The 20,979-nt window shown below is 63.6% G+C and carries 16 protein-coding genes; 9 read left to right on the forward strand and 7 right to left on the reverse strand.

Annotated elements, in window-relative coordinates:
- Window positions 1-226 precede the first annotated feature (226 nt).
- The 6 genes from topA to rpmG all read left to right on the forward strand — a co-directional run bounded on the left by topA (window position 227) and on the right by rpmG (window position 7,876).
- The gene (topA, locus tag R3D65_RS01655; protein WP_371273491.1) at window positions 227-2,845 is read left to right on the forward strand and encodes a type I DNA topoisomerase; all 2,619 of its coding nucleotides are present in this window, start codon (window positions 227-229) and stop codon (window positions 2,843-2,845) included.
- A complete protein-coding gene (rnr, locus tag R3D65_RS01660) occupies window positions 2,845-5,148 on the forward strand; it encodes a ribonuclease R (protein WP_371273492.1) in 2,304 nt (767 codons plus the stop codon). The genes topA and rnr overlap by 1 nt, the downstream gene beginning before the upstream one ends.
- On the forward strand, window positions 5,145-5,588 hold the full coding sequence (locus tag R3D65_RS01665) for a DUF983 domain-containing protein (RefSeq protein WP_371273493.1): 444 nt from the start codon (window positions 5,145-5,147) through the stop codon (window positions 5,586-5,588). Before rnr ends, R3D65_RS01665 begins: the two co-directional genes overlap by 4 nt.
- A 6-nt stretch (window positions 5,589-5,594) precedes the next feature.
- Window positions 5,595-6,338: an NUDIX hydrolase gene (locus R3D65_RS01670; protein WP_371273494.1), complete on the forward strand. Its 744-nt coding sequence runs from the start codon at window positions 5,595-5,597 to the stop codon at window positions 6,336-6,338.
- Window positions 6,339-6,377: 39 nt separating this feature from the next.
- Window positions 6,378-7,574: an MFS transporter gene (locus R3D65_RS01675; protein ID WP_371273495.1), complete on the forward strand. Its 1,197-nt coding sequence runs from the start codon at window positions 6,378-6,380 to the stop codon at window positions 7,572-7,574.
- A gap of 134 nt (window positions 7,575-7,708) precedes the next feature.
- Window positions 7,709-7,876 (forward strand): 50S ribosomal protein L33, encoded by a 168-nt coding sequence (rpmG, locus tag R3D65_RS01680; RefSeq protein ID WP_371273496.1) that lies wholly within the window; start codon window positions 7,709-7,711, stop codon window positions 7,874-7,876.
- A 636-nt stretch (window positions 7,877-8,512) separates the two neighbouring features.
- On the opposite strand, the gene R3D65_RS01685 is transcribed toward rpmG, so the two are convergent.
- Together R3D65_RS01685 and R3D65_RS01690 are read right to left on the reverse strand one after the other, a co-directional pair.
- The gene (locus R3D65_RS01685) at window positions 8,513-9,886 is read right to left on the reverse strand and encodes a PleD family two-component system response regulator (protein WP_371273497.1); all 1,374 of its coding nucleotides are present in this window, start codon (window positions 9,884-9,886) and stop codon (window positions 8,513-8,515) included.
- Window positions 9,887-9,926: 40 nt separating this feature from the next.
- Window positions 9,927-10,298 (reverse strand): response regulator, encoded by a 372-nt coding sequence (locus R3D65_RS01690; RefSeq protein ID WP_371273498.1) that lies wholly within the window; start codon window positions 10,296-10,298, stop codon window positions 9,927-9,929.
- A 159-nt stretch (window positions 10,299-10,457) separates the two neighbouring features.
- Here R3D65_RS01690 and R3D65_RS01695 point away from each other — a divergent pair, with 159 nt between their 5' ends.
- The 3 genes from R3D65_RS01695 (at window position 10,458) to R3D65_RS01705 (ending at window position 12,817) form a co-directional block, all read left to right on the forward strand.
- The gene (locus tag R3D65_RS01695) at window positions 10,458-10,754 is read left to right on the forward strand and encodes a DUF3572 domain-containing protein (protein WP_371273499.1); all 297 of its coding nucleotides are present in this window, start codon (window positions 10,458-10,460) and stop codon (window positions 10,752-10,754) included.
- A complete protein-coding gene (locus tag R3D65_RS01700; protein ID WP_371273500.1) occupies window positions 10,751-11,404 on the forward strand; it encodes a hypothetical protein in 654 nt (217 codons plus the stop codon). The genes R3D65_RS01695 and R3D65_RS01700 overlap by 4 nt, the downstream gene beginning before the upstream one ends.
- A gap of 87 nt (window positions 11,405-11,491) precedes the next feature.
- Entirely contained in the window at window positions 11,492-12,817 is a 1,326-nt protein-coding gene (locus R3D65_RS01705; protein ID WP_371273501.1) for a DNA polymerase IV, read from the forward strand.
- A gap of 10 nt (window positions 12,818-12,827) precedes the next feature.
- On the opposite strand, the gene R3D65_RS01710 is transcribed toward R3D65_RS01705, so the two are convergent.
- From R3D65_RS01710 to proS, 5 genes are all read right to left on the reverse strand, one after another.
- A complete protein-coding gene (locus R3D65_RS01710; RefSeq protein WP_371273502.1) occupies window positions 12,828-13,244 on the reverse strand; it encodes a rhodanese-like domain-containing protein in 417 nt (138 codons plus the stop codon).
- An 86-nt stretch (window positions 13,245-13,330) separates the two neighbouring features.
- Window positions 13,331-16,813 carry a DNA polymerase III subunit alpha gene (gene dnaE / locus R3D65_RS01715; RefSeq protein ID WP_371273503.1) on the reverse strand — a complete coding sequence of 1,161 codons (3,483 nt, stop codon included), beginning with the start codon at window positions 16,811-16,813 and terminating at the stop codon, window positions 13,331-13,333.
- A gap of 425 nt (window positions 16,814-17,238) precedes the next feature.
- On the reverse strand, window positions 17,239-17,919 hold the full coding sequence (locus tag R3D65_RS01720; protein WP_371273504.1) for an ABC transporter ATP-binding protein: 681 nt from the start codon (window positions 17,917-17,919) through the stop codon (window positions 17,239-17,241).
- The gene (locus tag R3D65_RS01725) at window positions 17,916-19,214 is read right to left on the reverse strand and encodes a lipoprotein-releasing ABC transporter permease subunit (protein WP_371273505.1); all 1,299 of its coding nucleotides are present in this window, start codon (window positions 19,212-19,214) and stop codon (window positions 17,916-17,918) included. Before R3D65_RS01725 ends, R3D65_RS01720 begins: the two co-directional genes overlap by 4 nt.
- A complete protein-coding gene (proS, locus tag R3D65_RS01730) occupies window positions 19,211-20,539 on the reverse strand; it encodes a proline--tRNA ligase (RefSeq protein WP_371273506.1) in 1,329 nt (442 codons plus the stop codon). The genes R3D65_RS01725 and proS overlap by 4 nt, the downstream gene beginning before the upstream one ends.
- Window positions 20,540-20,979 lie beyond the last annotated feature (440 nt).

Raw genomic sequence — 20,979 nt, forward strand, 5'->3', positions numbered from 1 at the left:
GTACCACCTGAGCGGCACAGACCCACGATATTGCAACCATAGAGAAATGCAAGATCATTTTATACAACTTAAAATTGTATATCGGCCTTGCCAGGGACCATTCGCACCCGGCGTGGCGCGCAGCCGGGCTTGACCTCGGCGCAACAGGCAGCCATTTGACGCGGTAGCAGCGACCTGCCACAAGGCAGGGTTCGAAATGCGGCAAAACAGTTTCTCCGGGATTTTCATGGACGTCGTGATTGTCGAATCGCCCGCGAAGGCGAAAACGATCAACAAGTATCTGGGCAAGAACTACAAGGTTCTGGCCTCCTTCGGGCATGTGCGGGATCTGCCGCCAAAGGATGGCTCCGTGCGCCCGGACGAGGATTTCGCCATGTCCTGGCAGGTGGATGCCGCGTCCTCCAAGCGCCTGACGGAGATTTCCAAGGCTGTGAAGGAAGCCGATTCGCTGTTTCTGGCGACTGACCCGGATCGCGAGGGCGAGGCCATTTCCTGGCATGTGCTCGAAGTGCTGAAGCAGAAGAAGGCGATCAAGGACAAGCCGGTGCGCCGGGTCGTCTTCAACGCCATCACCAAGAATGCCGTTCTTGACGCCATGGCCAATCCGCGCGAGATCGACGCGCCGCTGGTGGAAGCCTATCTGGCGCGCCGGGCGCTCGATTACCTCGTCGGCTTCACGCTGTCGCCCGTGCTGTGGCGCAAGCTGCCGGGCGCACGCTCGGCCGGCCGGGTGCAGTCGGTCGCGCTGAGGCTCGTCTGCGACCGCGAGGCGGAGATCGAACGCTTCGTCCGGGAAGCCTACTGGCTCGTCGCGGGCACGTTCCTGACGCCGCGCGGAGATTCGTTCCCGGCCCGCCTGATGACCTTTGACGGCAAGAAGGCGCAGAAGCTGGACATCACCAGCGCCGAACAGGCCGACGACATCCGCAAGGTGCTGGACGCGTCGACCTTCAGGGTCGCGTCGGTGGAGGCCAAGCCCGCCAAGCGCAACCCGGCTCCGCCCTTCACCACCTCCACCCTTCAGCAGGCCGCCTCTTCGCGGCTCGGTTTTGGCGCCACGCGCACCATGCAGGTTGCCCAGCGGCTCTATGAAGGCGTTGACGTGGGCGGCGAAACGGCCGGCCTGATCACCTACATGCGAACCGATGGCGTGCAGATGGCACCCGAAGCGATTTCGGCGGCGCGCGAGACCATCGGCAAGGAATTCGGCGACAAGTACCTGCCGGAAAAACCGCGGCACTATTCCACCAAGGCGAAAAACGCACAGGAGGCCCACGAGGCCATCCGCCCGACCGACTTTTCGCGCACGCCGGCTTCGGTGCGCGCCCATCTCGACAACGACCAGTACCGTCTCTACGAGATGATCTGGAAGCGGGCCATTGCCAGCCAGATGAATGCCGCCGAGCTGGAACGCACGGCCGTGGACATCATCGCCTCGGGCGCCGGCAAGACGGCCGAACTGCGCGCCAATGGCCAGGTGATCCGCTTCGACGGCTTCCTTGCCGCCTACACCGAGAGCAAGGACGAGGATGCCCAGGACGAGGAGGATGGCCGCCTGCCGGACATCCGCTCCGGCGAGGATGTCGATCGCCAGTCCATCGACGTTTCGGAACATTCCACGGAGCCGCCGCCGCGCTATTCGGAAGCATCGCTGATCAAGAAGATGGAAGAACTCGGCATCGGCCGGCCCTCCACCTATGCCGCCACCCTGCAGACGCTGCAGGACCGCGATTACGTGACCATCGACAAGCGCAAGCTCATCCCCGGCTCCAAGGGCCGGGTGGTGACAGCCTTCCTCGAAAATTTCTTCAGCCGCTATGTGGAATATGACTTCACCGCCGGGCTTGAGGAAAAACTCGACGAGATTTCCGATGGCAGGCTGGCCTGGCGCGATGTGTTGCGCGACTTCTGGCGCGATTTCACGGCTGCTGTCGACGAGACCAAGGAATTGCGGGTTTCCGACGTTCTCGACGCGCTGAACGAGGAACTGGCGCCGCTCGCCTTCCCGGCCCGCGAGGATGGCTCGGACCCGCGCATCTGCCCGAAGTGTGGAAACGGCCAGCTTTCGCTGAAGCTCGGCAAGTATGGTGCCTTTGTCGGCTGCTCCAACTATCCAGAATGCGGATTCACGCGCCAGCTCGGAGAAAATGGCGAGGGCGGCGGCGACGGCGCCGGGCTGGAAGACGGCAACAAGGTGCTCGGCAACGACCCCTATACGAGCGAGGAAATCACCCTGCGCTCCGGCCGCTTCGGCCCTTATGTGCAGCGGGGCGAAGGCAAGGAGGCCAAGCGTTCCAGCCTGCCCAAGGGCTGGCAACCAGCCGATATCGACCTGGAAAAGGCGCTCGCGCTGATCAACCTGCCGCGCGATGTCGGCCAGCACCCGGAAAGCGGGAAGATGATTTCCGCCGGCCTTGGCCGCTACGGTCCCTTCGTGCTGCATGACGGCACCTATGCCAATCTGGAGAGCATCGAGGATGTCTTCTCCATCGGCATCAACCGCGCGGTTTCGGTGCTGGCGGAGAAGGCCTCCAAGGGCGCCGGGCGCGGGCGTGCGAAGCCTGCGGCCCTGAAGGAACTGGGCGATCACCCCGACGGTGGCGCAATCACCGTGCGTGACGGACGCTACGGCCCCTATGTCAACTGGGAGAAGGTCAACGCCACGCTGCCCAACGGCAAGGATCCGCAATCGGTGACGCTGGAAGAGGCGCTGGCGCTGATCGCGGAAAAGGCCGGCAAGTCCGGCGGTGGCAAGAAGGCGGCGCGCAAGGCATCGCCTGCCAAGAAACCGGCAGCGGCCAAGAAGCCGGCGGCGAAGAAAACCGCCGCGAAGAAGACGGCCTGATGGCGCGCCGCCTGCCAGGCACCGGAAAAGCCCGGGCGGACAGGCCCGCGCGCAACGCGCACATGCCCTCGCGCGAAGAAATCCTGCGCTTCATCGCCGAAAATCCCGATTCGGCCGGCAAGCGTGAACTGGCCAAGGCGTTCAACCTGAAGGGCGATGCCCGCGTCGAACTCAAGCAGATGCTGCGCGATCTCCAGGACGAAGGCCTGATCGAGAAGCGGCGCAAGCGCCTTTCGCGTCCCGGTGCCCTGCCCCAGGTCACGGTGCTGGAGATCTTCGGCCGTGACAGCGACGGCGGGCTTGTGGCGCGGCCGATGGAATGGGACGAAGCGGACGGCGCGGCACCGGTCGTATCCGTCAGGACCAGCCGCAATGCACCCGGCCGCCAGCCCGGTGTCGGCGACCGGGTGCTGGCCAAGACCTTCGCTTCCGACAGGGACGACGGGCCGGCCTATTCGGCACGGGTGATGAAGGTGCTGGACAAGCGCCGCGACGCCGTGCTGGGCGTGTTCCGTGAACTCACCGACGGCAGCCTGCGCATCGAGCCGGTCGACCGCAAGCAGGACGAGCTGGTGGTCGAGGCCGACGACCGGGGCGAAGCCCGGCCCGGCGACCTGGTGGAAGTGCAGCCCGGGCGCAGCCCGCGCCATGGCCTTGCCCGCGCACGGGTGATGCAGGTGATCGGCTCGGTGGCTTCCGAAAAGGCGATCTCGATGATCGCCATCCATGCCCACGAGATCCCGCATGTCTTTCCGCAGGACGTTCTTGCCGAAGCGTCTGCTGCGACACCGGCCACGATGGAGGGCCGCGAGGACTGGCGCGGCATGGATCTCGTCACCATCGACCCGGCCGATGCCAAGGATCACGACGACGCCATCCACGCCGAGGCCGACAGCGATCCCGACAATCCCGGCGGCCATGTCGTCACGGTCGCCATTGCCGATGTGGCCGCCTATGTCCGTTCCGGCTCGGCACTGGACCGCGAGGCCCTCAAGCGCGGCAATTCGGTCTACTTCCCCGACCGGGTGGTGCCGATGCTGCCTGAACGCATTTCCAACGACCTTTGCTCGCTGAAGGAGGATGTGGACCGGCCGGCCCTGGCCGTGCGCATGGTCTTCTCGTCCAAGGGGCGCAAGCTCAGGCATTCCTTCCACCGCATCATGATGCGGTCTTCGGCACGGCTGGCCTATGTGCAGGCACAGGCCGCCATTGACGGCGCACCGGACGAGAAGACCGGCCCGATCCTCGACACGGTCCTCAAGCCTTTGTGGGAGGCCTACCGCGTGCTGGCGCGCGGCCGCGCCAACCGTGAGCCGCTGGAACTGGATCTGCCGGAACGCAAGATCCTGCTGAAGGAAGACGGCACCGTGGACCGGGTTACGGTGCCCGACCGCCTCGACGCGCACAAGCTGGTCGAGGAATTCATGATCCAGGCCAATGTCTCGGCCGCCGAGACGCTGGAAACGAAGAGCCAGGCGCTGGTCTACCGGGTGCATGACATGCCCTCGCTGGCCAAGCAGGAGAGCCTGCGCGAATTCCTGCGCACCGTCGGCCTCTCGCTGGCGCGCGGCGCGCAATTGCGCCCGGCCCAGTTCAACACCATCCTTTCGGCGGTCGATGACACGGAAAACGAGGCGCTGGTCAATGAAGTGGTTCTGCGCAGCCAGAGCCAGGCCATCTATTCGCCGGCCAATATCGGTCATTTCGGGCTCAACCTTCAGCGCTACGCGCATTTCACCTCGCCGATCCGCCGCTATGCCGACCTGATCGTGCATCGCGCGCTGATCCGGGCGCTGAAGCTTGGCGACGATGGCCTGACCAAGGACGAGGAAGCCCGGCTCGACGACATCTCGGCGCTGATCTCGGCCACGGAACGGCGGGCCATGGCGGCCGAGCGCGAGACGGTGGACCGGCTGATCGCCTCGCATCTGGCAGACCAGGTGGGCCAGGTTTTCGACGGCCGGATCACCGGCGTCACCAAGGCCGGGCTGTTCGTGCAGTTGCCGCAATTCGGCGCGGACGGGTTCATCCCCATCTCGAAGCTTGGCGACGAATATTTCCACTATGACGAAGCCTCCCATGCGGTGGCCGGATCATCGTCCGGGGAAGGCTGGCGGCTGGGCGACAAGGTACAGGTGGAACTGGTGGAAATCGCGCCGATGGCCGGCTCCATCCTCATGGCCATGGCCAGCGAAGCCCGGCCGCTGCCGGGCATGACACGTTCCTTTCACAAGACCAAGGCAGGTTCGCGCGGCCGGACGCGGGTGGCCAAGGGGCGATCAGGGGGCAAGGGAAGACGATGACACACGATATCCGCCAGTTCGGCGGCGAAGCGCATAGCGGGCGGCCGACCCGCGCCCTGGGACAGGCCATGTGGCGCGGTTGGCGCGGACGCTGCCCCAATTGCGGCGAAGGACGGCTGTTCAGGGGTTTCGCCAAGACAGTCGACGCCTGCGCGACGTGTCACGAGGAAATTCATCACCACCGTGCCGATGACCTGCCCGCCTATCTCGTCATCTTCATCGTCGGGCATATCGTCGTCGGCGCCTTCATGGGTGTCGAGCGGCTCTACACGCTTTCCAACTGGCAGCATCTGGCAATCTGGGTGCCGATAACCATCGCCATGTCGCTGGCCATCCTGCAACCGGTCAAGGGATCTGTGGTCGGGCTTCAATGGGCGCTTTACATGCATGGCTTCGGCGGCAACGATGACGAACCGGATACCCATCCCGAACAGGACTGAACGAACATGGACGGAATGACGCGCGCCGAGATCGACAAGGCCGTCAACAAGGATTTTGCCCTGGGCAAGGGGCCGCTACGCCCGCGCGACGCGGCCACGCTGCTGCTGCTGGACCGGTCCGGGCCGAAGCCGAAGGTGCTGTTGGGCAAGCGGCATCACAAGCATGCCTTCATGCCCGGCAAATTCGTGTTTCCGGGCGGACGGACCGATCCGGCCGATGCCCGCATCCCGACGGCCGCCGACCTGCCGGCGGCCGAAGCCGAGAAGCTGAACAGCCTCACGCGCGCCCGCTTCACGCCGGCGCGGGCCCGCGCCATCGCCATGTCGGCGGTGCGCGAGACCTACGAGGAAGCCGGCATCCTGATCGGCCACAGGCAGGACTTCACCACAAGGGCCGCGGATTGGCAGGGATTCAGCGCCCATGGCGTTGCGCCTTCCCTGGAAGGACTGCGGTTCGTCGCCCGCGCCATCACGCCGCCCGGGCGGGTTCGCCGTTTCGACACGCGCTTCTTCGCCGTCTGGCGCGACAGCGCGGCGCTGGAACTGCCGGAAGGCGGCCCGACGCAGGAGCTGGAAGAGCTGATGTGGCTGGAACTGGCCGATGCGATGGATGCGGACATTCCCATCATCACGCGCACGGTGATCGAGGAGCTGGGCAAGCGGCTGGAAACCGATCCGGAGCTTGTGCCGGGCGGACCCGTTCCCTTCTATCGCATGATCCACAACCAGTTCCGGCGCGACGTGCTCTGACCTCGGGGCGCAGCCTCAACCACAGGCGGGAATCACCACATGCAGCCCGAGTTTACTGACGGTACCGGGCAGGAAACGGTTCAGTGGCGAGGCCTTGCCGCGGCGATCGCCTCGATTTCCGTGGTCGGTATCGCCATCGGGCTCGGCATGCCGCTGCTCTCCTTCGTGCTGGAAGCCCGCGGCTTTTCCGCCGGCATGATCGGCCTCAATACGGCGGTCGCAGGCCTTGCCTCGCTGGCGGCCGCCCCTTTCGCCACCCCGCTGGCCGTTCGTTTCGGCATGATACCGGTCGTCCTTGCCATGCTGGCCATCGGCGGGGTCTCCTTCGTCAGCTTCCATTTTTTCGATTCGTTCGCTTCCTGGTTCGTGCTGCGCGCGGCGCTGCATTTCGCCATCACGGTGCTGTTCATCCTGTCGGAATCATGGATCAACCATTGCGCGCCGCCTGCACGGCGCGGCTTCGTGCTTGGCGTCTATGCCACTGTCCTTTCGCTCGGCTTCGCCGCGGGACCGTGGATTTTCGCCCAGCTTGGTTCGGAGGGCTTCCTGCCCTTCGGTTTCACGCTGGCCCTGATCACGCTGGCGGCGCTGCCGGTCCTGCTGGCCACGCGCGACGCGCCCGATCTCGCCGGCGATGATGGCATTGCAGCCGGCAGCGACTTCTGGCGCTACATCATCCTCGTGCCGACAGCCACTTTCGCGGTGCTGGTCTTCGGCGCGGTGGAGACGGGAGGCTTTGCGCTTTTCCCGGTCTACGGGCTGCGTGTGGGCTATGACGAGGCCAGTGCCGCCCTGCTGCTGACCATGGTGGGACTTGGCAATGTGGTGCTGCAAATCCCGCTGGGAATCATCAGCGACCGGGTGCGCGACCGGCGCACCATCCTGCTGGCCTGCGCCGTGACCGGCCTTGCCGGCATGGGCGTCCTGCCGATGATCTCGCATGACTGGCACATGACGGCGGCCATGCTGTTCGTGTGGGGCGGTGTCGTGGCCGGGCTCTACACGGTCAGCCTGGCACATCTGGGGGCGCGGCTGAGAGGCCGGCAGCTTGTGCAGGCCAATGCCGCCTTCGTCTTCTGTTATGCGCTGGGCATGCTGGCCGGCCCCGCGGCCATCGGTGTCGGCATGGAGGTCTCCGGCCCCAATGGATTCGCCCATGTCCTGGCCGCCTTCTTTGCCGTCTATATCGCGCTCATCCTTTCGCGGCAGATCATGCGGCCGCGAAAAACAGCCTGACATGGCCTCGATGGCGCTTGCGGACTTGACTTTCCCGTGCCGATCCGTATGTGTCGCCCTCGAATGATTGCCGCGCCGGGTCTCCATGCCCCATGGCATGCGGTTTTCCCAGACAAACAACAACGGACAAGACCATGGCCAAGGCTACCACGATCAAGATCAAGCTTCTGTCGACCGCCGACACCGGCTTCTTCTACGTTACCAAGAAGAACAGCCGCACGATGACGGAAAAGATGACGAAGCGGAAATACGATCCGATTGCGAAGAAGCATGTCGAGTTCAAGGAAACCAAGATCAAGTGATCGGGTTTCACTGAAGGGTTCCGAAGCGCCGCCCACCGGGCGGCGTTTTCTTTTCTGCGATCCCCGGAGCATTGCCGCTTCCGGCACGATCGCTGCCAGAGGCCAACTGGTCTTTTTCGCAAGACCGGGCACGCATCCGAGCCCGCTTTCGCCGGAACGGCCCTTGCCAGGCCCCTGCCCTTCCAGACCCCGCACATGATGACGATGGCGTGCGCCCGTGCCCTGCGACGGCTGATGCGCGCGAGGACAGCCCCGGCGTCCGGCCATGGCGGGCATATGACAGATCGAGTCTTGCAGGAAAGATGGGGGCCGACCGGAAACTGGCAGCGGTACGAGGAGGCCACTGAAAGCCAGGCCGGCCGGCCCACCCCACGGACCCAGGAGATGCGGCGGACCTGAGCTTCATGGGGTATTGAAGATCACGCTGCGGTTGGAAGTACAAGCCATAACAGCCGAGGCGCGATTATTTGCCTGCAGGATGTTGCAATCGCATGGAAAAATCAACCATTTCTTAACCTGTCTGCCGGGCTTGCTTGGGGCATGGTTAAAAACAGGCACGGCAGGACCGCGCAAAGACCGCCGCATGGCGGCCAATCAGGGCGCTTCCATTCTATTTATCAATTTTTTGGAGGGAATTCACGCGGCTGTTGCGACAACCTTGTTGCGGCCGGTATTCTTTGCCTCGTAAAGTGCTTCGTCTGCTCTCTTCATGATCTGAAGCGCATTTTCATCATGGCTCATCAATGAAGCGACGCCGATCGACACGGTCACTTCGAGTTCCCGACCCTGGCCAATCGGGAAAGCCGCGCCTTCAATCTGCAGGCGCAGGCGTTCGGCAACCTTGTTGGCAATTTCGGCAGGTGTGTCGGGCATGATGATGGCGAATTCCTCGCCGCCATAGCGGCAGGCCAGATCGGCGCCGCGCACATGGCGCCGGATCCGGCGGGCGAATTCGCGAATGACCTCGTCGCCGGCATCGTGGCCATAGGTATCATTGACCAGCTTGAAACGGTCGAGATCGGTCATCATGACGGAAAGCGGCCTGCCACGCGAAAGCGCGCGGTCAAACAGACGTTCGAGATGCGTGTCGAGATAACGCCGGTTGTGCATGCCGGTCAGCGGGTCGGTGACCGCCATTTCGATCGTTTGCGCCACGGATGCACGAAGACCGTCATTGTAGCGCTTGCGGCGTACCTGGGTCGTCAGGCGCGCCTTGAATTCCTGTGGCTCCACAGGGCGGGTGACGTAGTCGTTCACACCCAGTTCCAGACCGCGGGCGATCAGTTCGTCCTGATCGGCCTCGGCGACCAGCATCACCGGCGTGAACCGCGTCATGTCGACGGAACGCAAATGCGAACAAAGGCGCAGCGGGTCGAAATCGGCGAACGTGGTGGAGATCACGATCACATCATGCGGCTTGTTGACGGCCTCGAAGAAACCGGCCTGGGGATCGCATGCGGCAGTCACGTCTCCGAGTTCGGCAAGCATCGCCTTCAGCCGGGCGGATGACGAGGGACGCTCGTCGATCAGCAGGAATGAGGGCGTGCGCGTATCCATCGCCGCCGCGCGGGTGGAAAGTAATTCGTCGATGCCGATATCGCGCGCGGTGGCCGCGCGCAGCCGCAATTCATCGGAAAGCGACTTGAGACGAACAAGGCTCTTGACCCGCGTGATAAGCTGCAGGTCATTGACGGGCTTGGTAAGGAAATCATCGGCGCCGCATTGCAGGCCCTTCACCCGGTCTTCCGGCTGATCGAGCGCGGTGACCATGACGACGGGAATATGCGCGGTCTGGGGGTCCGCCTTGAGCCGGCGGCAAACCTCGAAACCGTCTATGCCCGGCATCATGATGTCGAGCAGGATGACGTCCACGCGTTCGCTTTCGACCAGGGACAGTGCCTCTTCGCCATTGGATGCGGTGAGCACCTCGAAATACTCGGCCAGCAGGCGGGCCTCCAGAAGGCGCACATTGGCGGGAATATCATCGACGACAAGGATTCGCGCAGTCATGTAGGGTTCCTGCTCGCCGGCGTCCGGTCAGAGATGGCCATCAGGCATCTCCCAGATAGGACTTGATTGTCTCGATGAACTTGGGAACGGAGATCGGCTTCGAGATATAGGCCTCGCACCCGCCCTGACGGATACGCTCCTCGTCCCCCTTCATGGCGAAGGCCGTGACAGCGATGACCGGTATGGCGTGGAGTTCATCGTCCTGCTTCAGCCATTTGGTGACTTCCAGGCCCGATACTTCCGGAAGCTGTATATCCATCAGGATCAGGTCCGGCCGGTTCGCGCGGGCCAGATCCAGCGCTTCCAGACCGTTGCGGGTCTGGATCGTTTCGTAGCCGCTGGCCTCTATGAGATCGCGGAAGAGCTTCATGTTGAGCTCATTGTCCTCCACGATCATGACCTTCTTCGCCATGCCAACCCCCTGCCGTGCAGCCAACCGTTGCTTGCATTCGCTGTGGATGAACAGCGCCCTGCGACTGCGAATTTTGCGCAAGATACCGCAATTTGCTTTACGAAAGGCAAACCTGAAAACGATGTGGCCGAATCGGCATTGCATACTGGAGTCGAGACGATGACGAGTGCAGTTTCCACGCAAGCGGCAAGCGACCTGGCCATTGCCGCCCTTGGATTCATCGCCGCCGATGAACGTCTGCTGCCCCGCTTCCTTTCGATTTCCGGGATCGAAGCCAGCCAGATACGCACTGCGGCGGCCGAACCGGGCTTCCTGGCCGGCGTGCTCGGCTTCATCCTGGCGCATGAGCCGACGCTGATGGCCTTTTGCGAGGCATCCGGCAACAGGCCGGAGGCGGTGGCGGCCGCGCAGCGGGCCTTGCCTGGCGGCGACGACCGGCATGAGGCCTCGACATGAGCGACGATCCGGAGACGGTCCGCCAGATCGAGGCGCTGTCGCGCGATACAAGGCCCCTGCTGGTGCTGGACGTGGACGAGGTGGTGCTGGAATTCGTGGCGCCCTTCGTGCGCTATCTCGATCATCGCGGCTACACATTCCAGTCGGAAAGTTTCCGCCTGCACGGCAATGTCATCGCGAAGGACGGCGGTGCGCCGGCGCCGGCGGAGACCGTGTCCGGCCTGCTGGACGATTTCTTCTGCGCACAGGAGGACTGGCAGACACCGGCCACAGGCGTGACGCAGGCGCTGGACCGGCTTTCCGGCGCGGCGGAAATCGTGATGCTGACAGCCATGCCGCATGCCCACCGGGCGCGTCGCCGGGCACTGCTGGACCGGCTCGGCATTTCCTATCCGCTCGTGACAACAGAAAAGGCCAAGGGGCCGGCCGTCTCGCTGCTTGCGGGCGCACGAAGCGCCCCGGTGGCCTTTGTCGACGACATTCCGCACAATCTCGTATCGGTGCAGACGAGCTATCCGCGCGCCGGCCTGTTTCACCTCATGGCGCATGAGGGGATGCGCAGGCTGCTGCCGCCGCTGCCCCAGGGCGTTGTGGAAACGCTCGACTGGGACGATGCGGCGGCGAAACTGGAGGCGGCGCTCGGAGGCTGAAACCGGCAGGAAAGCGGCCGCCGGCGGGTTTCCGATGACGGCTTGCCGGGGAACGGGCTTCGCTGTACCCTCTGGCGTGGTCCACTCATGTTCGCCTGCGCCATGGCACTTCCCAACGATCCGAATGCCGGCTTCTGCCGCGACTGCCTGCGTCTCCAGAGCAGAACGGCCCGGCGATGCGAAGCTTGCGGCAGCCCGCGCCTGCTCAAACACGGCGAGTTGTACCGGCTGAACATCGCCCATATCGACTGCGATGCCTTCTATGCTTCGGTGGAAAAGCGCGACCGGCCGGAAATCCGTGACCGCCCGGTCATCATTGGCGGCGGAAAAAGGGGCGTGGTTTCAACGGCCTGTTACATTGCCCGCATTCGTGGCGTGAAGTCTGCCATGCCCATGTACAAGGCGCTGGAGGCCTGCCCCGACGCAATCGTCATCAAGCCCGACATGGAGAAATATGCCCGCACGGGGCGCGACATCCGCGAGCGCATGCGTGCGCTGACGCCGCTTGTGGAGCCTGTTTCCATCGACGAGGCCTTTCTCGACCTCAGCGGGACGGAACGCCTGCATGGCGCGCCGCCAGCCGTGGTGCTGGGCCGCTTCGCACGGTCCATCGAGGCGGAGATGGGGCTGTCGGTCTCCGTCGGCCTGTCCTATTGCAAATACCTGGCGAAGCTTGCATCCGACATGCAGAAGCCGCGCGGCTTCTCGGTTATCGGCGAGGCGGAGGCAACCGGATTTCTCGCCGACAAGCCGGTGGGCATGATCTGGGGCGTGGGCAAGGCCCTGGAGGAAAAGCTGCGCGCCGATGGCATCACCCGCATCGGCCAGTTGCAGCAGATGGACCGGACCGAGTTGCTCGCGCGCTACCAGTCCATGGGCGAACGCCTCTGGTCGCTGGCGCGGGGCATCGACAGCCGCAAGGTCGATCCACATCACGACATGAAGAGCATTTCGGCGGAAACCACCTTCAACCATGACCTTTCGACGCTCGACGACCTGGCGCCCGTGCTGCGCTCGCTTTCGGAAAAGGTATCGACGCGGCTGAAGGCCGGTGCACTGGCCGGTCGCACGGTGGTGCTGAAGCTGAAGACAGCCGACTTCAGGGCGCGCACCCGCAACCGCCAACTGGCCGATCCGACGCAACTGGCCGACCGCATCTTTTCCCACGGGCTCGATCTGCTGAAACGGGAAATCGACGGCACACGTTTCCGGCTGATCGGCATCGGCGTGGCCGACCTGTGCTCGCCTGAAAGAGCCGATCCGGCCGACCTTGTCGACACGTCGGCCCTTCGCCGGGCCAAGGCGGAAGGTGCCATGGATGCCCTGCGGGCGAAATTCGGCGGGAAAGCGGTCGAAACGGGCTACACGTTCGGACGGAATGACCGCGCCCGTCCGCAACGCGACCAGGAATAAGTGCGCCGGCTCAACAGGTTTCGCAATGCGGCTTCATGGGCAGGCCCTCGGCGATCCAGCCGGTCACCCGGCCATTGCCGGCCACACCACCCGTCACATCGACGATATTGGTCAGTCCGGCCTTGGCGAGCACGCCGGTCAGGTAGCTGGAGCGGTTGCCGGTGCGGCAGATGAAGCCCACCGTCTTGTCCGGGTTCTCGGCCAGCACCTGCCTGAGCTTCGGCACGAAATCACGCGCGGTCATGTCGATGGGCGTGGCCGGCGCCGGGATGCCGGTCTCCCGCCATTCGTCCGGCGTACGGATGTCCACCAGCACAAGTTCGCCGTTTCCGATCGCCTCATGGGCCTGACGCGGCGTGATCCTGTCTGCCGCCAGGGAGGAAACGGCGGAGAGGAGGACGGCAAGAAGAGCGGCAAGGATGCGCATGGAAAGACTCCCCATAAACCACTGCAATCTGGGGCCGCAATCGGGAACAATCAACGCGGCAATCGGGCGCACGGGCCGTTTCCGGGTCAGACCATCTCGACATCTACGACACCGGGAATGGCGCGAAGGGCATTGGGCAGCTTTTCCTTCAGGTCGTAGTGGCCGGGCAGCCCGACCTCGACCTCGCCGCCGCCTTCCGGCTTGATGACGATGAGGCTGACCTGGCCTTCACCCTGGCCTGGTGGAAGCTGTGCGGCGATGGACTGAAGCGGACTTGCGTCGCGTACGAAGATGCGAAGGGCCTTGAGCGAGGCCTGGGCATCCTCGTCGCCCAGCAGCTTGACGGTCTGGATGCGCACCCGGACGCCTTCGGGATTGTCGCGGGCGGCAACGGTGATGACGACCGAATTGCCGGGTTCAAGCAGATCCCGGTATTTCAGCAGGTCTTCCGCATAGAGAACTGCCTCGTACTGCCCGGACGCATCGGTGAGCATGACGATGCCCATGCGCGAGGCACCGTTCTGGATGCGCCGCTCCTGCCTGGAGACAATCGTACCGGCCAGGCGCCCCGCGCTGGCGCCGCGCTTGACCGCCGCGGAAAAATCCGCCCAGTTCTGGACCCGCATGCGCTTGAGCGCCTCGGCATGCTCATCCAGCGGATGGGCAGACAGATAGAAGCCGACCGCCTGAAACTCACGATGCAGCTTTTCGGCCGAACTCCACGGCTCGGCCGCGGGCAAGCGCAGCTTCTCAGCCACGGCATCCGAACCGCCGGCAAACATGTCGTGCTGCCCGGACGCAGCATTTTCCGCCGCGCGCGCACCCAGGCCCATCATCCGGTCGAGACCGGCAAGCATGTTTTCCCGTTGATGGCCGAAACAATCGAGCGCGCCGGCCGAAATCAGGCTTTCCAGCACGCGCTTGCCAACGATGCGCGGGTCGATGCGCTCGCAGAAATCCTCCAGCGATCCAAAGGCTTTCTCCGCCCGCCGCTGCTCGATGTGACGCACCGCGGCCTCGCCCACACCCTTGATCGCCGAAAGCGAATAATAGATCCGGTTCTCGCCGACCTCGAACAGGTGATGGGAGGTCATGACCGACGGCGCAACCACTTCGATGCCAAGCCGCAAGGCATCCTGACGGAAGTCGTTGAGCTTGTCGGTGTTGTTCATGTCCAGCGACATGGACGCGGCCAGGAACTCGACCGGGTAATGCGCCTTCAGCCACGCTGTCTGGTACGACACGACCGCATAGGCGGCCGCGTGGGACTTGTTGAAGCCGTAGTCGGCGAATTTCGCCAGGAGGTCGAAGATCGTGTTGGCCTGCGCCTTCGACACGCCGCGCTCCACAGCGCCATCAACAAAGCGCACGCGCTGCTTGTCCATCTCGGCGCGGATCTTCTTGCCCATGGCGCGGCGCAGAAGATCGGCTTCGCCCAGCGAATAGCCCGACAGTTCCTGCGCGATCTGCATCACCTGTTCCTGGTAAACGATGACGCCCTGGGTCTCCTTCACAAGGTGATCGATCTTCGGGTGAATGGAGGCGATTTCCTCATGCCCGTGCTTGCGCGCGTTGTAGGTGGGAATGTTCTCCATGGGACCGGGACGATAAAGCGCGACGAGGGCGATGATGTCCTCGATGCAGTCCGGCTTCATGCCGATCAGGGCCTTGCGCATTCCGGCCGATTCCACCTGGAAGATGCCCACGGTCTCGCCGCGCGCCAGCATCTGATAGGTGGGCGCGTCGTCCAGCGGAATCTGCGACATGTCCAGATCCACGCCGCGCCGGCGCACGAACTTGACCGCCGTCTCGATGACGGTCAGGGTTTTCAGGCCGAGGAAGTCGAATTTCACCAGGCCGGCCTGTTCGACCCATTTCATGTTGAATTGCGTGACCGGCATGTCGGAACGCGGATCGCGGTACATGGGCACCAGTTCCGACAACGGCCGATCGCCGATCACGATGCCGGCGGCATGGGTGGAGGCATGGCGGTAAAGCCCCTCCAGCTTCCTGGCAATGTCGATCAGCGTACCGACGATCGGCTCCTTCTCGATCTCCTCGGCAAAGCGCGGTTCATCGGCAACCGCCTTTTCCAGCGGCACGGGGTTGGCGGGGTTCGACGGCACCAGCTTCGTCAGCCGGTCGACCTGGCCATAGGGCATCTGGAGCACGCGCCCGACATCGCGCAGCACGGCGCGCGCCTGCAGGGATCCAAAGGTGATGATCTGGGCCACCTGGTCGCGGCCGTATTTTTCCTGCACATAGCGGATCACCTCGTCGCGGCGCTCCTGGCAGAAGTCGATATCGAAGTCCGGCATCGACACGCGTTCGGGATTGAGGAAGCGCTCGAACAGAAGCGAAAACCGCAAGGGGTCTATGTCGGTGATGGTCAGCACCCAGGCGACCAGCGACCCCGCGCCGGAGCCGCGCCCGGGACCGACCGGAATGTCATGCGCCTTGCCCCACTTGATGAAGTCGGACACGATCAGGAAGTAGCCCGGAAACTTCATCCGCTCGATGATGCCGAGTTCGTAGTCGAGACGCTTTTCGTAGTCCTCCCGGGTGTAGCCGGCCGAAAGGCCCTGGCTTTCAAGGCGCATCGCCAAACCGTCAACCGCCTGCCGGCGCAACTCCGCGGCTTCCGCGGCGACGACCGCTTCGGCGTCTTCCAGATCGCCGCCGGTAAATCGCGGCAGGATGGGCTTTCGCGTCTCGGGAAAATAGTGGCAGCGGCGCGCGATCTCGACAGTGTTCTCGACAGCTTCCGGCAGGTCGGAGAACAAGGCAATCATCTCAGCCTGACTGCGCAGATAATTGTCCGGCGTCAGCTTGCGGCGTTCGTCAACCGCGATCACGGTCCCTTCGGCAATCGCAATCAGGGCGTCATGGGCATCGTAATCCTCACGCCTGGGAAAGAAGGCCTCATTGGTGGCAACGAGCGGGAGCCGGTGGTCATAGGCAAGCTTGACGGTCGCAGCCTCCAGCGCCCGGTCCCAGTTGCCGCACCGTTGCAATTCCACATAGAGCCGGTCGCCGAACCAGCGCTTGAGCGCCGCCAGTCTCTGTTCGGCAATGACGGAATGGCCCGCCTTCAATTCCCGGCCCAACGGGCCATCCGGCCCGCCGGTCAGGCAGATCACGCCGGCGGAGAGTTCGGCGATCCAGCCCGGCGTGACATGAACCGGCTCGCCCTCTCCGGTCGCGAGATAGGCACGGGAGACAAGGCGCACGAGATTTGCGTAGCCTTCCTCACTCGCCGCGATGAAGACAAGGGAGGCAAGCGTCTCCACCTTGCGCCCCGGCGCGCGGCCCGCATCCTCCGGCCTGTCGGCGAAGTCGACCGCGAGCTGGCAACCGACGATCGGCTGGATGCCGTCCTTGGTGGCCTTCTGTGCGAATTCGAGCGCGCCGAACAGGTTGTTGGTATCGGTGACGGCAATGGCCGGCGCCTCGTCCGCGAGGGCATGGCCAATGACCTTGCCGAGTGGCAACGCGCCTTCCAGCAGGGAATATTGGGAGTGAACACGCAGGTGAATGAACATCCGCCCGTCTTTCGCCTGTTCGTCCATCGCCCTCACCTGCCGGTCCCGAATCCTGACATCTCAGACGTCAGTTTCGGCAAGCCGGGGCGCCAAGTCCAGAACGAAGCCCGTTGCAGGCAGAAGGACCGGCCGGCTATCCCCATCATTCAGGGAAAGGAGACGGACGATCGCCCTAAAGTGCGCCGATCCACATGGCAGACGCGACGATGAACATGGAAACGGAGACCAGCGAGGCGACGTCATAAATCAGGTCGGACATGGCAGCAACTCCCTCTTTGTTCGTATTTTGTTCTTTTATTCCCGTTTTGTTCCCGCGTCAACCATGAAGACATGACAGGAACATCAATTCCCGCTATCCCCAGCCTCATGGTTAAGATTTCATTGACAAAAAGCGTAGCGTGCATCCGGCCGCGCCCGCGACAGGCAGGCCGGAACCCAAGGATGGCAACAACTCACAGGGGCACGATCTTGCCGTCCTTCAGCGTCACGCGGCGATCCATGCGCCTGGCAAGCTCGTGATTGTGGGTGGCGATCAAGGCCGCCAGGCCAGACTTGCGCACCAGCGCCTCCAGGGCCTCGAAGACATAGGACGAGGTGACCGGATCCAGGTTGCCGGTGGGTTCATCCGCCAGCAGGACAAGCGGCGCATTGGCAACGGCGCGCGCAATCGCAACCCGTTGCTGCTCGCCTCCGGAAAGCTCGGAGGGCCGGTGATCGGCGCGATGGCCGACCTTCATGTAGTCGAGCAACTGACCTGCCCTTTGCGCCGCTTCGGCGCGTGACAGCCCGTGAAGGAGCTGGGGCATCATGATGTTCTCCAGGGCGGAGAATTCCGGCAGCAGGTGATGGAACTGGTAGACGAAGCCGATATCGTTTCGCCGGATCGCGGTGCGTTGTTCATCATTGAGACGGCCGCAGGCACGTGCATTGACATGGACATCGCCGCCATCGGGGCGCTCCAGCAGACCGGCCGTGTGCAGCAGCGTGGACTTGCCCGCGCCGGATGGGGCGACGAGCGCGACCATCTCGCCGGAATGCAGCGCGAAATCGCAGTCGAGCAGGATGTCGAGCCGCTTGCCCCCCTGGTCATAGTGGCGGCTGACCGACCTCAGTTCCAGCGCAACGGCCATCATTCGTACCTCAGGGCGTCAACCGGATCGATGCGCGCGGCGCGCCAGGCCGGAATGATGGTGGCGATGAAGGAAAGAACCATGGCCATGACAAGCACCGCCAGCGTTTCGCCCACATCGATCTTGGCGGGAAGCTGGCTCAGGAAATAGAGATTGGGATCAAAAATCGTCGTGCCGGACAGCCAGGAGAAGAACTGGCGGATCGATTCGATATTCCAGCAGACGAGCAGGCCGAGGAACAGCCCGCCGAGCGTGCCGGTGAGGCCGATGGCGGAGCCGGTCATCAGGAAAATGCGCAGGATCGAGCCCGATGTCGCGCCCATGGTGCGAAGGATGGCGATGTCGCGGCCCTTGTCCTTCACCAGCATGATGAGGCCGGAAATGATGTTGAGCGCCGCCACCAGCACGATCAGCGTCAGGATCATGAACATGACGTTGCGCTCCACCTGAAGGGCGGAAAAGAAGGCGCGATTGCGCTGGCGCCAATCCGACAGGAACACGGGCCGGGCGGCCGCGGTCTCGATGGCCGTGCGCAGGGTATCGACCGTATCCGGATCGTCCAGGAAGACCTCGATGGACTGGACCTGGTTTTCCTGGTTGAAATAGAGCTGGGCCTCGGACAAGGGCATGTAAACGATGGAGGAATCGTATTCCGACATGCCGATTTCGAAGACCGCCACCACCGGGTAGCCCTTTACCCGCGGCGTCGTGCCGATCGGCGTCACGTCACCATCGGGAGACACGAGGGTCAGGATGTCACCAAGGGCAAGACCCAGGTTTTCGGCCATGCGCGCGCCGATGGCCACGCCCTCGCTGGCCTCGAAACCGTCGAGCGAGCCCTGGCGGACATTGCCTGCCAGGGCCTGAATTCTCGGAATGTCCTGGTCGCGCACGCCGCGCACCAGCGCCCCCGTGCCCGCGCCGACACGGCCGGAGGCAAGCGCCTGGCCCTCGACCAGCGGCAGGGCAGCGCGAATGCCGTCCAATGCCGCAATGCGGTTTGCCACGGCGTCATAATCGGTCAGCGGGCTGTCGACAGGCTGCACGATGACATGGCCGTTGACGCCAAGGATGCGGTCGAGCAACTCGACGCGGAACCCGTTCATCACCGCCATCACGATGATGAGCGTGGCCACGCCCAGCATGATGCCGATGAAGGAAATCAGCGCAATGACGGAGACAATCGTCTCCTTGCGCCGCGACCGCAGGTAGCGCAGCGCCACCATGCGTTCGAATGCGGAAAAGGGGCCGGCGCCGGCCGGCACCGAATGTCCGGACGAGGCTGCCGTCTCGCTCATGCGCGGCCGCCAAAGCGATTGATCGCGGCATCGATGGTCATGGTTTCGCGCTCGCCACTGCGCCGGTTCTTCACCTCCACCTCGCCGGCTGCCACGCCACGCGGACCGGCTATGATCTGGTACGGGATGCCGATGAGATCATGGGTGGCGAATTTCTGGCCGGCGCTCTTGTCGGTGTCGTCATAAAGCACATCGCACCCGGCGGCGGCCAATGTGCCGTACAGCCTCTCGCTGGCAGCGTCGCAGGCCTCGTTGCCGGGCTTCATGTTGATGATCGACATTTCGAAAGGCGCCACCGCATCGGGCCAGATGATGCCGTTCTCATCGTGGCTCGCCTCGATGATGGCAGCAACCACCCGTGTGGGGCCGATACCGTAGGATCCCATCGAAACAGGATGCTCTTTGCCGTCGGGACCGGTGACGCTGGCGCCCATGGGCGCGGAATACTTGGTGCCGAAATGGAAGATGTGGCCGACCTCGATACCGCGGGCATTCATGCGCTTGCCTTCCGGCAGCGCGTCCCAGGCCGCTTCGTCATGCATCTCGTCGGTCGCGGCATAGGGCGTGGTCCATTGTTCCACGACCGCTGCGATTTCGGAATCATTGGTGAAATCGATGTCGGCGTCCGGCGCCGACATGGTCATGAAGTCGGAATGGCAGAAAACCTCGGATTCACCGGTCTCGGCAAGGATGATGAACTCATGGCTGAGATCGCCGCCGATGGGCCCGGTATCGGCCCGCATGGGAATGGCCTTCATGCCCATGCGCTCGAAGGTGCGCAGATAGGCGACGAACATGCGATTGTAGGCTGCGCGCGCGCCCTCGTAGTCCAGATCGAAGGAATAGGCGTCCTTCATCAGGAATTCACGGCCGCGCATGACGCCAAAGCGCGGGCGCACCTCGTCCCGGAACTTCCACTGGATGTGATAGAGATTGAGCGGCAGGTCCTTGTAGGAGCGGACGTAGGAGCGGAAGATGTCCGTCACCATCTCCTCGTTGGTCGGACCGTAGAGCATGTCGCGCTCGTGACGGTCCTTGATGCGCAGCATCTCCTTGCCATAGTCGTCGTAACGGCCGCTTTCGCGCCAAAGGTCTGCCGACTGGATGGTCGGCATCAGAATTTCGATGGCCCCTGCCCGGTTCTGCTCCTCGCGGATGATCGTATTGACCTTGCCAAGGACCTTCAGCCCGAGGGGCAGAAGCGAGAAGATGCCGGCCGATTGCTGGCGGATCATGCCGGCGCGCAACATGAGGCGGTGCGAGACAATCTCCGCCTCGCGGGGATTTTCCTTGAGGATGGGAAGGAAGTAGCGGGAAAGACGCATGGAATGGTCCTGGATATGGGCGATCGGAGGGGCAGGAATCGGCACCCGCCGAAGCCTGCGGAATCTTTCACGCGCTTCATAGCCATTTCATGGCAGAATGGAAACCCGGACCCGAATCCGCCGCCGGCCGCTCGCCCGTGTTGCAGCGCAGCGACCATTTGATTGAAATTGAAGCAGAAAAGGGGTGACAAACCGTCACGCTTCTGTCTATTGTCCCACCACAACAAGGGACGGCGGTTTCAAGCGGTCCTTCATCACGCGGTCAAAGTCTTGGGAGGATGCGATCCTGGCGCGTTCAATCGCTGCCGCCAACTCGGAAACGGATCAACGCGTAACTGAATGGCAAGGCTTGAGGCCTTGCTTTTTTTTGCCTGCCACCCGCCGGTCATACCATGGACCCCGGTCAATCCGAGGACTGGTCGCGGGCTGACGGCAGGCAT

This window comes from Zhengella sp. (genome assembly GCF_041397485.1).
Classification (GTDB): domain Bacteria; phylum Pseudomonadota; class Alphaproteobacteria; order Rhizobiales; family Rhizobiaceae; genus Zhengella.

What these genes read in the sequence shown, in the direction of transcription:
- topA (WP_371273491.1), top strand. Translation starts at nt 227, where the DNA reads ATGGACGTCGTGATTGTCGAATCGCCCGCGAAGGCGAAAACGATCAAC.
- rnr (WP_371273492.1), top strand. Translation starts at nt 2,845, where the DNA reads ATGGCGCGCCGCCTGCCAGGCACCGGAAAAGCCCGGGCGGACAGGCCC.
- R3D65_RS01665 (WP_371273493.1), top strand. Translation starts at nt 5,145, where the DNA reads ATGACACACGATATCCGCCAGTTCGGCGGCGAAGCGCATAGCGGGCGG.
- R3D65_RS01670 (WP_371273494.1), top strand. Translation starts at nt 5,595, where the DNA reads ATGGACGGAATGACGCGCGCCGAGATCGACAAGGCCGTCAACAAGGAT.
- R3D65_RS01675 (WP_371273495.1), top strand. Translation starts at nt 6,378, where the DNA reads ATGCAGCCCGAGTTTACTGACGGTACCGGGCAGGAAACGGTTCAGTGG.
- rpmG (WP_371273496.1), top strand. Translation starts at nt 7,709, where the DNA reads ATGGCCAAGGCTACCACGATCAAGATCAAGCTTCTGTCGACCGCCGAC.
- R3D65_RS01685 (WP_371273497.1), bottom strand. Translation starts at nt 9,886, where the DNA reads ATGACTGCGCGAATCCTTGTCGTCGATGATATTCCCGCCAATGTGCGC.
- R3D65_RS01690 (WP_371273498.1), bottom strand. Translation starts at nt 10,298, where the DNA reads ATGGCGAAGAAGGTCATGATCGTGGAGGACAATGAGCTCAACATGAAG.
- R3D65_RS01695 (WP_371273499.1), top strand. Translation starts at nt 10,458, where the DNA reads ATGACGAGTGCAGTTTCCACGCAAGCGGCAAGCGACCTGGCCATTGCC.
- R3D65_RS01700 (WP_371273500.1), top strand. Translation starts at nt 10,751, where the DNA reads ATGAGCGACGATCCGGAGACGGTCCGCCAGATCGAGGCGCTGTCGCGC.
- R3D65_RS01705 (WP_371273501.1), top strand. Translation starts at nt 11,492, where the DNA reads ATGTTCGCCTGCGCCATGGCACTTCCCAACGATCCGAATGCCGGCTTC.
- R3D65_RS01710 (WP_371273502.1), bottom strand. Translation starts at nt 13,244, where the DNA reads ATGCGCATCCTTGCCGCTCTTCTTGCCGTCCTCCTCTCCGCCGTTTCC.
- dnaE (WP_371273503.1), bottom strand. Translation starts at nt 16,813, where the DNA reads ATGGACGAACAGGCGAAAGACGGGCGGATGTTCATTCACCTGCGTGTT.
- R3D65_RS01720 (WP_371273504.1), bottom strand. Translation starts at nt 17,919, where the DNA reads ATGATGGCCGTTGCGCTGGAACTGAGGTCGGTCAGCCGCCACTATGAC.
- R3D65_RS01725 (WP_371273505.1), bottom strand. Translation starts at nt 19,214, where the DNA reads ATGAGCGAGACGGCAGCCTCGTCCGGACATTCGGTGCCGGCCGGCGCC.
- proS (WP_371273506.1), bottom strand. Translation starts at nt 20,539, where the DNA reads ATGCGTCTTTCCCGCTACTTCCTTCCCATCCTCAAGGAAAATCCCCGC.